Below are 8,690 nucleotides of genomic sequence, written 5' to 3' on the forward strand. Positions count from 1 at the left end.
TTTCAAGAGTAAAAAATGGGAACAAATCATATGTATTTATTAACCATATTATTGAATCATTGGAAAGGTATTTAGTCTATAAAAAACAGTGTTTTATTATCCATTTTCTGATGTGATAATTTATGAGAATTATTGAGAAGGAATGAGAGAAGAGAGAGCTAAAGTTATCCACAGATAATGGGGTATTACACCCCATATCTTAAGCTTGACCTGTAACATAAGCCGCCCATTTATCCATATAGACACGGCGCTGTTCTAAATAATCAGTCCGACGATAAGCACGCTCTACTTTACCCCCTACCGTATGACTTAGAATAGTTTCAGCGACCTCATAGGGGGCATCGGTTGTTTCAGCAAGCCAATTGCGTAAACTAGAACGAAAACCATGGGGGCAGGCGTTCAGTCCAGTCTGTTGCATATATTGAGCCATACAATTTACCGCAAGAGGACCGCGACCGGTTGCAGAAAAAAGAAACCCATTACGAGATAAAAGGCGCGCTTGTTTAATCACTTTTAGTGCTTCTGATGATAAAGGCACGCGAAATTCTATTGTAGCATCACGTCTACCTTTCATACCTTCAGCAGGAATTGTCCAAACATTATCTTCAATTTGATCTTCACGAATATGACGCAAAGGACGCGTACGAACCCCTGTAAGGATAAGCAAGCGTAATGCCAAATGTGTCATCGTTGTTTTTTGACAAAGTGTTTTATAAAAAGCAGGAACATCCTTCCAATCCATGGCTGGAAAATTTTGTGTTTTATGGCGTTGTTTACCTAAGAGAGCACGCGCTTTTTCTGTTGCTTGTAAATCAACATCCAATCCTAATGCAGCCGCATGTTTGAGACACATATTGAGACGAATAAGAGCCCTATTAGCTGTTGCAGCTTTTGAATGCCAAATAGAGGAAAGCGCGTTGCGTATCTCTGTTTGTGTAATCTCTGAAACGGGGAGGCAACCTAATTTAGGGAGAATATGAAGTTGTAAAGGCGAAAACCAACGCCCATCTTTCCCATCATTTTTTAATTCAGCTTTACGGCTTTCAAAAGTCTCTAAAGCAATATCTTTTAAATAATGGAGATTGCTTATTGCTTCACGCTTTTGTTTGTTGCGTTCTTTAATGGGGTCACGACCCTCACGTAAAACAGCACGCCATTGATTTGCACATTCGCGAGCTTGTTTTAAAGAAACATCTCTCAAGGCACCCAAGCCCATTTCACGACGCCGCCCGTGAATTGTATAGCGATAAAGCCATTGAGCACCCCCATCTTTACGCTTATGAAGAAGCAAGCCGGCACCATCATTATATTTGCCAGCCCCCAATGTTGCGACAGATCTTGCATTAAGACGGTTCATAAGGACCATTTTTACTCCTTTCTTATACAGTTTTTACCCACACACCAGCCCCGCTTTTGATGTGCAAGCAAGTGATTTTGATTGATGCAACATAAACAGATTTGAAATGAGAGAATCTTACGTTATTCGGTGTTCTCATTCAATATGAATAACGCTAGATTATCATTATAAATCAATGTGTTATCTGATGAAGAGATAACGGGTTGGCAGGTTCTCAATCCCACAAGGTGTGAAGTTTCTTCATTAGAACGCTTACCGTCCGGTTTGATTGGTCCCTTTGCGATGGAAACTTTACCTTCGGGTTGGTTATTATGTGATGGGAGAGCTTATTCACGGTTAGTTTATTGGGATTTGTTTAATGCGATAGGAACGACGTGGGGAGAGGGAGATGGTGTCACGACATTCCATGTCCCCGATTTGCGAGGAATGTTTTTACGGGGCATGGATTATGAACGTGGTCTAGATCGTTGGCGTTCTTTTGCAAGTATGCAAGCTTGTTCTTTGAAAGCACATGATCATTTTATAGGTTCTGAAGTTTCGGATAGCAATTCGTCACGCAAGAAACGTGATGTTTCTTCTTCAGATTCTTCCTTAAAGAGGCGAAAGCGATCTCTTGATGAAGAATGTATAGGATTGAGTGGGGATGCCTTGGAAAGGTGCAATCAAGAATTTGATGAAATAGCGGGCGTTCCAGAAGCACCAGAGGCACCCTTTTGGTTTACCGAAAAGGATAAGCCGCAGCGCTTACCTTGGTTTATCCGTAGCCCGTTTGCTAACTTTTTATATCATTCCACGCCTATCAAAGCGGGCATCAATGATATGGCACATCATGAACATCACCTTTTGACGGAGAGGGCAGGTGGCGTTGAAACGCGTCCCGTTAATGTGAGTGTCGTTTATGGGATTAAGACATGAGGAGATGAAATGTTATCAAAACCATTTGCAATATCAGAGCTTAACGACCCGTCTCAAGTACGGGTTGTTTTGTATTCAGGGGGTGGCTTTGTGCATGCTCCGCTTAACGAGCTTTTAAATTTGTTGAGGAACGCTTTGCAGTCAGAGCTTAATAATTCGCTCCAAGATTTAGAGAAGCGTTTAGGTGGCTTAAGCGAAGAGCTTGAAGAATTAAAAGAATGTTTATTGTAGCATCATGTAAGGAGAAGAGCCGATGAAGATACCAGAACATACGCATGAATATCTGATACCGGTAGCGACGAGAGAAGAAATTTTAGCTGGCACTTCACAAGATAGCGTTGTTGTTCCGAAGATTTTAGGAACAGCCTCTTTGTATTCGTATGAAAGTTTTGCGCCGTTAGAACAGGTTGTGAATGCGAGGCAAGAAGCAGAAAACGCGATGGCGCGTGCGAATGGAGCACAACAAGTTGCAGAAGAATCGAAGCGTGTTTCGGATCAAGCGCTTAGAGAGGTGACGACAACGGGTGAAGCGGTGAGTAAAGCACTTAGTACAGCAAAGGAAGCCAAGGATGATGTCAGTTTATCTACGAGAGCTGCTGAAGATGCGAAGAGTATGTCTGAAGAGGCAAAACAAACGGCAGAATCAGCCAAGCAATCGAGTGAACGGGCAGTAGGTATAGCCAATGAAGCGAAAGCTTTATCAGAACAAGCTGCTATGAATTCCAATGCAGCAAAGAGCACAGCTGACGACGCAAAAGCAAGCAGTGAACAAGGGATAAGAGAAATTAAGCAAGAGCTGTTGGAGACTTCGAAAATAGCAAGAGAAACAGAACAAACGGCAAGAGAGACGGCACAAGTAGCGGCAACAGCGAAGCAGACAGCGGAGGAAGCCAATGGAGTTGCGCAACAAGCCAAGGGAATAGCAGAGGGTGCTTCCACCACAGCCAATAATGCAAAGGGCTTTAGTGAAACAGCATTGACAACAGCAAATCGAGTAGAACAGACGGTTAGAGAGGTAAGACAGACGGCGGAAGAAGCCAAGGTAGTAGCAGAAGAAGCGTTCACAGAGGTTACAAGCATTAAAGCAAGCGTCTCTGTTTTAGAGACGTCGGCAGGAGAGGCTAAGAGTGCATCAAGCGAAGCCAAACAAGTTGCCGAGGCGGCAAGAGTTAAGGCAACAGAGGCGCAAGACAATGCAACAGAAGCAATAAAGGTTGCCAATGAAGCAAAAGTAGCAGCAGAGCAAGCGCGGACAGAATCAACTGGTGCGACCACGACGGCAACCACGGCGCTAACAACAGCCAATGCTGCGAAAGAGAGTGCACAAGCAGCCAAAAGGTTATCAGAAGAGGCGAAGAATCTTGCGCAAGCAAACAAGAGTATTTGTGATGAGGTTAACCAGAGGCTCAGTGATGTAAAAAGCCTTGCAGAGACGGCGGTATCAACAGCCAATGTGGCAAAACAGACAGATGATGAGACAACACAAAAAGTCTCAGAAGCATTGACGCAATCGAGTACAGCCAAGAGTATAGCAGAAGATGCTAAAAGCGTAGCGGATAATGCAGGAAAGAAGGCAGACCGTGCAGAACAGCAAGCAAGTGAAGCTACGAGGATAGCTGGAGAAGCAAAAACTGCGGTAGAGCAAGCGGTACGTTCAGGAGAATCGGCGGGGCAAGTGAGTGCGCAAGCTGTAACAACCCTCGTTGAAGAAGCTAAGAACAAAGCGGAAAGAGCAGAGAGATTAGCCCAAGAAGCCAAGAGAAAAGCAGACAGTGTAGAGAATTTAGCCAATGAGGCAAAACAAAGAGGAGATCAGGCAAGCAGCACAGCCGAAGGAGCTAAGAGTGTATCGGCAGAAGCTAAGAAGGTTGCAGAAAATGCACAGAAAAAGGCAGACAAGATAGAGAGTATAGCCGAAGAAGCGCAAAAGATCGCCAAGGAATCGAAAGATACAGCAAGATTTGCCAAGCATGATGCGGAACAGGCACGAAGCAAGGCAGAAAATGCAGAAAGCGTAGCTTATGGTGCAAACAGTAAAGTTATAGATATTAATCAAGTGGTTGATAATATGAAAGCGACAGTAAGCTTAGCAAGAATGGCAGGAGATGAAGCCAAGAAAACAGCGAGCAAAGCAGAAAGTTTAGCCTATCAAGCAAAAGATGAGGCAGGAAAAGCCAAGGAAGTAGCAGGTAATGCCAAGACAATAGCGGAATTAGCGCAAATGGCATCAAATGAAGCAAAAAAAACAGCAGGGACAGCAAGAACAGAAGCGAGTGAAGCCAAGGACGCGGTAAGGAATATAAAAGACACAGCATCCAATGCGCGACATGATGCGGGTCAAGCACGCTCTATAGCGGAACGAGCAGAGAAAATAGCCTCTGAGACGAGAAGTAAGGTTATAGATATCAATCAAGTGGTTGATAATTTTAAAGCTCCGGTAAGCTTAGCAGGAATGGCAGGTGAAGAAGCCAAGAAAACAGCGAGCAAAGCAGAAAGTTTAGCCTATCAAGCATTAAGTAAAGCAGGAGATGCAAAACAAGCGGCGGATGGAGCTAAAGTTACAGCGAGTTTAGCAGAGCGAGCAGGGGCAGAAGCCAAGAAGAAAGCGGAAACAGCCGATACACGAGCCAATGAAGCTAAGGGTGAAGCAAGTAACGCCAAACAATTGGCCAATAGTGCAAAGTCGACAGCAGAAAGTGCAAAAAGCACAGCAGCAAGTGCAAAAGAGAAGGCAGAGCATGCAGAGCAGCAAGCAAGTGAGGCGACGAGAATAGCGGGAGAGGCGAAAACAGCGGCAGAACAGGCAGTCCGTTCTGGAGAGGCAGCAGGGCATGTTAGTGAACAAGCCGTCAAGAACTTAGCGGAAGAAGCCAAGAACAAAGCAAGTGCAGCCAAGCAAGCAGCCGATAGTGCAAAGGTTAAAGCAAGTTTTGCAGAGAGTTCTGCGGAAGAAGCACAGAATGAAGCCAAGCAAGCACGTCAAGTAGCTGATAGTGCGAAGTCTATAGCCGAAGATGCGAAAAGTACAGCCGATGGGGCAGTCTCTAAAGCAGAGCAAGCGCAACAGGACGTATCAGAGGCGACAAGAGTAGCGAATGAAGCCAAATCGTTAATAGAGCATATAGATGCAGAAACTTTGAAAAGTTTAGCTAAAGCAGCCAAGAGCAAAGCAGAAAGTGTAGAGAGTGTAGCCAATACAGCGATGGGAACAGCGTTATCTGCTAAGAGTATTTCGGAAGAAACCAAACAAGTCGTCAGTCAAGCACATTCTACAGCGCAAGAGGCAAAAGAGATAGCGGAAGAAGCGCAAGAAGAAGCAAGTGCAGCCAAGCAAGCAGCCGATAGTGCAAAGGTTAAAGCCAATTTGGTTGGTGTTGAGGTTGAAGAAGTACAGAACAAAGCAAAACAGTTAGAGCAAGTAGCAGCGAATGCGAAGACTATAGTAGATAAAGCACAACATTTGGTAGAAGAAGCTACACAAAGCTTAGATCATACGAAACAGGAGATGAGTACCCTCAAGAGTTCTCTAGAAAGGGTAAGTTCAAGTGCTGCTTCTGCACAAACAACGGCGACATTAGCAAAGACGGAAGCGTCTCAGGCAACAGCGATAGCCAAGGAAGCAAAACAAACTGCTTTAGCAGTGCAGCAAAGCAATGGGGATTTAGTGAGTGCTTCTCATTTTAAAAATTTGCTTAAGCACTTAAATTTAAGTGTTATTTCTGTTTCTACCCCGTTTCTTATAGCGAGTGGGAAAAAACAACTAACCTTGAAAAAAGGAACACATATATCCTTAAAGTTAGCGGATACTGTTTTGGTTGTAAGTTATACCAATGACGAAAGTATAACAGTTCCTTCTTCTTTCTCGGCGGGCAAGGATTATTATGTTTATTTGGTTTCTGATGGGGGAGATTCTCATAAATTTGTTGTCTCAGAAAACTCTACCTATCCAAACGGTTATACAGTCAATAATTCGCGCAAGATAGGAGGGTTTCATACGCTCTGTGCGGACGTTGGAACGATTGAAGGTCACCCATTGTCTGGTTATAGAGCTGGGGATATATCACCCAATTCTGTTTGGTGTCTCAATCACCGCCCGCATAGTTCTCCCGAAGGAATGGTGTATGACCCCTCTACAGACATGTGGGTAGACATCTATCTTCAATCAGGTGCAGGTAAAAACACCAAATCGGCTTATGGTGTTCCTATCACCACTAATCGTAGTTATAGCGATCATGTATCAGATATGTTGCGTGTCAAGAAGTTGTTACTGAGAGATGAAGAATTTGCTTCTGCGATGTATGGCAGTAATGAGAAGACAAGTATCCAAGGCAAGCAAGCGCCTTCTCCAAAGACTTCAGGAGGTCATGTTGATACAGCAAATCGTCGAATGATCTCGCATATAGGGTGTGAGGATGGTTGTGGTTATCTTTTGCAATTTTTATCAGGAACTTTTGCGATGCAGATACAATCGAGTTCCACTTTGTGGACCAGTTTTACGACAGCATTGAATGTCTTGTCTGGTGGAGGGAGTTGGGAGGATATTACGAAGAGTGGTTCTTTTTATCGGAATGGTTTACATTCACGTAGTACTTCTGATGAGAAACTAGGGACTCGCGGTTGTAGCCGTCGGCGTCATTTTGTTTAGGAGGGATGATAGATGATAGATTATCCAGAGCATTTAAATAGCAAGCAAGATTATTTAAACATGCTTTCTTTTGATAAGGAAGAAACGGTAAGACGTTTAGAGGATCTTTTAGAGACGCGTTTTTATTGGGTTTTAGTTAAGGAGCTCAGTGACGGAGAAGAGGGGGTAGAAGATGATACGCATAAGGTTTGTCTAACAACGCAAATGCCGTCTGATCTGAAAGGAGATTTTGTAGCAAAGCGTTGTCAGTATGAATTACAGGAAAGCGAATATGCGCCGCTCTTTCATTTAGACTTTAGCGTTGAAGAAGTTGAGCAGTTGATCAAAGAGCATAGCCAATAGAAGATTATAAAAGAAGATTTTAATCCAGCCCCACTGATGTGGGGCTTTTTTTATGGAGGAGCAAATGAGAAAGATTTCAAAAGAAGGCTTAGAGCTTATCAAACAATGGGAAGGTTTGCGTTTAGAGGCATATAGAGATACGGCATGTATTTGGACGATTGGTTATGGCCATACAAGCTATGCGGGCAAACCTTTAGTCCACAAGGGCATGCGTCTCACAAAAGAGCAAGCTGAAGAAATTCTTTGTGAGGACTTAAAGCAATTTGAGAAGGCGGTAGAACAATTCGTCACGGTTTCGTTAACAGATAGCCAATTCGCAGCACTGGTGTCGTTTTGTTATAATGTAGGGACAAAAGCTTTTTGCCAATCGACATTATTGAAAAAGCTTAATCAAGGGGATTACGAATCGGTTCCAGTAGAATTACAGAAATGGAATAAGGTAGGTGGCAAGCGTCTTAAAGGATTAGCTAACCGTCGAGCCGCCGAAGCAGGGTTATGGGCAAAGGGATCTTATGTTTCTTCTAATTATCAAACAGTAGAAACAAAGAATACAATAGGTCTTTTCAAAGTAGAAGCGCTTGCCCCGATTATAGGTTCTTGTTCAGGCTTTGGAGGCTTATTGGTTGGCAATGGTCCAGTGCAATGGGCATTAGCAGGGATTATGGTTCTAGCAGCGCTTACAGGTATAGCGATTGTAGCCAAACGGTTTAAGGAACAGCGCTTGTGATTTATTGGTTGAAAAGAAATCTCTCTCTTTTGTTAACGGCTATAGCCGTTTTTTTTATAGCGTTAGTGAAAGCCTTTCAACTTGGCAAGAAAAGCGAGCGTCACAAGCAGGTAGAAACAGCCTTAAAGAGAGCGAGAACACGTTTTGAGGTTGAAAATGAAGTTAATCAAAAAAGTGATGCTGATGTTCGTACTGCTCTGTCTCGTTGGGTGCGTGGCAAATAGGTCTGTTTCTTGTGTTGGTTGGTTGCCCATTTATTTGGATAAACAAGACATTCAAGTCATCAGTTCAAACTTAGCAAGAGATATTTTGAAGCATAATCAACAGGGAGCGCAGGTCTGTGGTTGGAAAGATGCCCAAGAAACCAAATAACACCAAACAACTGACAGAAACGGAACACCAGCTCCTTCATGAGATGATAGAAACCTATCAAGGCATAAAGATGATGTCACGGATTATGAAGTGGATAGCCTTTATTGTCTTTATGTTTGTAGTCGATTTGTCCCGTTTTATGGAGGCGCTAGAAAATAGTCTCTCCCACGTCAAAAAATGGATCACGAAGAGTTAGGTAAATAGCAAAGACCCCTCGAAAAGAAGTGCTGATTCGCAATAATTGAAGAAAATTTTGAAAAGATTTGTTAGAATCAGCAGAAATATTTCTTCTCTAACAGGGCTTTTTAAATGGTTACATCTTTTGGCAAAAT

7 protein-coding genes and 1 pseudogene are annotated in these 8,690 nt (G+C 43.3%); 7 read left to right on the forward strand and 1 reads right to left on the reverse strand.

Annotated features, from left to right (window positions below; genetic code table 11):
• Nucleotides 1-199 precede the first annotated feature (199 nt).
• A complete protein-coding gene (locus ABD917_RS08250) occupies nucleotides 200-1,366 on the reverse strand; it encodes a tyrosine-type recombinase/integrase (RefSeq protein ID WP_345119602.1) in 1,167 nt (388 codons plus the stop codon).
• Nucleotides 1,367-1,534: 168 nt separating this feature from the next.
• Between ABD917_RS08250 and ABD917_RS08255 the strand changes: the two are divergent.
• The 7 genes and pseudogenes from ABD917_RS08255 to ABD917_RS08285 form a co-directional block, all read left to right on the forward strand.
• Nucleotides 1,535-2,272, forward strand: a pseudogene (locus tag ABD917_RS08255) (phage tail protein); the annotation flags it as partial.
• A gap of 9 nt (nucleotides 2,273-2,281) precedes the next feature.
• Nucleotides 2,282-2,503, forward strand: coding sequence for a hypothetical protein (locus tag ABD917_RS08260; protein ID WP_345119603.1), 222 nt, complete (start codon nucleotides 2,282-2,284; stop codon nucleotides 2,501-2,503).
• Nucleotides 2,504-2,525: 22 nt separating this feature from the next.
• Nucleotides 2,526-6,917 (forward strand): phage major tropism determinant, encoded by a 4,392-nt coding sequence (locus ABD917_RS08265; RefSeq protein WP_345119604.1) that lies wholly within the window; start codon nucleotides 2,526-2,528, stop codon nucleotides 6,915-6,917.
• 12 nt (nucleotides 6,918-6,929) lie between these two features.
• Nucleotides 6,930-7,259, forward strand: a complete 330-nt coding sequence (locus ABD917_RS08270) for a hypothetical protein (protein WP_345119605.1) — start codon at nucleotides 6,930-6,932, stop codon at nucleotides 7,257-7,259.
• 64 nt (nucleotides 7,260-7,323) lie between these two features.
• Complete coding sequence (locus ABD917_RS08275; protein ID WP_345119607.1) at nucleotides 7,324-7,986, forward strand: lysozyme; 663 nt, start codon at nucleotides 7,324-7,326, stop codon at nucleotides 7,984-7,986.
• Complete coding sequence (locus ABD917_RS08280) at nucleotides 7,983-8,210, forward strand: hypothetical protein (protein WP_345119608.1); 228 nt, start codon at nucleotides 7,983-7,985, stop codon at nucleotides 8,208-8,210. The genes ABD917_RS08275 and ABD917_RS08280 overlap by 4 nt, the downstream gene beginning before the upstream one ends.
• A gap of 116 nt (nucleotides 8,211-8,326) precedes the next feature.
• Nucleotides 8,327-8,554 (forward strand): hypothetical protein, encoded by a 228-nt coding sequence (locus ABD917_RS08285; RefSeq protein WP_345119609.1) that lies wholly within the window; start codon nucleotides 8,327-8,329, stop codon nucleotides 8,552-8,554.
• Nucleotides 8,555-8,690: the final 136 nt, after the last annotated feature.

Source organism: Bartonella pachyuromydis, from assembly GCF_039543065.1.
GTDB classification, from domain to species: domain Bacteria; phylum Pseudomonadota; class Alphaproteobacteria; order Rhizobiales; family Rhizobiaceae; genus Bartonella; species Bartonella pachyuromydis.

Excerpts from the sequence above, each read along its gene's own strand:
- ABD917_RS08250 (WP_345119602.1), bottom strand. The coding sequence starts at position 1,366 with ATGGTCCTTATGAACCGTCTTAATGCAAGATCTGTCGCAACATTGGGG.
- ABD917_RS08260 (WP_345119603.1), top strand. The coding sequence starts at position 2,282 with ATGTTATCAAAACCATTTGCAATATCAGAGCTTAACGACCCGTCTCAA.
- ABD917_RS08265 (WP_345119604.1), top strand. The coding sequence starts at position 2,526 with ATGAAGATACCAGAACATACGCATGAATATCTGATACCGGTAGCGACG.
- ABD917_RS08270 (WP_345119605.1), top strand. The coding sequence starts at position 6,930 with ATGATAGATTATCCAGAGCATTTAAATAGCAAGCAAGATTATTTAAAC.
- ABD917_RS08275 (WP_345119607.1), top strand. The coding sequence starts at position 7,324 with ATGAGAAAGATTTCAAAAGAAGGCTTAGAGCTTATCAAACAATGGGAA.